Source organism: Streptomyces bohaiensis (assembly GCF_012033785.1).
Lineage (GTDB): Bacteria > Actinomycetota > Actinomycetes > Streptomycetales > Streptomycetaceae > Streptomyces > Streptomyces bohaiensis.
This window is the reverse complement of sequence record NZ_JAAVJC010000522.1, coordinates 1-1,382: the sequence shown is the minus strand read 5'-3', so window position 1 is coordinate 1,382 and position 1,382 is coordinate 1. Positions and strand designations below refer to the sequence as shown.

Genomic DNA, 1,382 nt, shown 5'->3' with positions numbered 1-1,382 from the left:
GGCCCCGGGCCGCGCCGGGCGCCGCACGCGGCCGCCGCGGGCCCCTGCGACGGGCGAACCCCGGGCGCCGGGGCGGCGGAACATATGCCAGAGTTGCCACTTCCGGGCCGGGAGCACGTAGCGTACGGCCAACGGGCCCAGTAGACCGGGGAAGGGGCGGCTGGAGTTGAGCACGCACGCACCGCACACAGCGCAGCCGGTGACGCTCCCGGCGACGCTCGACGAGGCGGTCGCGGCGCTCGCCGCGCAGCCCGCAGCCGTGCCGGTCGCCGGAGGCACCGACCTGATGGGGTCCGTCAACGGCGGCCTGTTGCGCCCCACGGCGCTCGTCGGGCTGGGCCGCGTGGCGGAGTTGCGCGGGTGGGAGTACCGCGACGGTCACGCACTGCTCGGCGCCTGCCTCACCCTCGCCCGCATGGGACGGCCCGACTTCGCGGTGCTGATGCCGGCGCTCGCCGCCGCCGCCCGCAGCGCCGGGCCGCCGCAGATCCTCAACGCCGGGACCCTGGGCGGGAACGTCATCACCGGTGCGCCGAGCGGGGACACCCTCCCGGTCCTCGCCGCGCTGGAGGCGGAGCTGGTCGTGGCGGGCCCGGACGGCGCGCGCCGTGAAGTACCCGTCAGTGAGCTGCTGGTGGGCCGCGAGCACCTGCGGCCCGGTGAACTCCTCGCCTACGCGCGCGTGCCGCTGCTGCACGCTCCGCAGACCTTCCTCAAGGCCACCGGTCGCACCGGGCCGGGCCGGGCCGTCGCCTCGGTCGCCGTCGCCCTGGACCCGGCACGCCGCGAGGTGCGGTGCGCGGTCGGCGCCATCGCGCAGGTCCCGCTGCGCCCGCTGGAGGCCGAGGCGTGGATCGCCTCCCTCGTCGACTGGGACGGCGCCCGCACGGTGCCGCCCGAAGCGCTGGCGGCGTTCGGCGACTACGTCGCGACGGCCTGCATCCCCGATCCGGAGCCCGACCCCGCCACCGGTGAGGTCGCCGCGCTGTCCGCCGGGTTGCTGCAGCTGCGCCGCACGGTCGCGGCGCTCGCACGGCGCGGGCTCGGAAGGGCGCTGTCGTGACGACACCGACCGCCGCGACGAGTCGGACCGGCGCGACCGGACCGGCAGCGCGCCCCTCGCGGCGCGGCCACATCGACACCGCCGCCCGCGGCCACCGGCCGGGCGCGGCGTCCCGGGAGGCACGGTGAACGAGGAACGGCACGGACCGCAGGGCGGGGAGCCCGATCCGCGCCACAGCGACGTCCCCGCACCCGGCACCAGTTGGGGCGGGGAGTACGACAGCGACGCCACGGCCTTCGTGCAGCTGCCGGAGGGGCTGATCGGCGACCCGGGGCCCGGCGACCCGCTCGCGGCGCCGGCCCACGGCTACCGCCCCCCC

General features: G+C 78.2%; 1 protein-coding gene and 1 pseudogene. Both read left to right on the top strand.

The window, feature by feature from the left end; genetic code table 11:
- Positions 1-166: 166 nt before the first annotated feature.
- The gene (locus tag HCN52_RS24450; RefSeq protein ID WP_168090591.1) at positions 167-1,063 is read left to right on the top strand and encodes an FAD binding domain-containing protein; all 897 of its coding nucleotides are present in this window, start codon (positions 167-169) and stop codon (positions 1,061-1,063) included.
- 124 nt (positions 1,064-1,187) lie between these two features.
- Positions 1,188-1,382, top strand: a pseudogene (locus tag HCN52_RS24445) ((2Fe-2S)-binding protein); the annotation flags it as partial.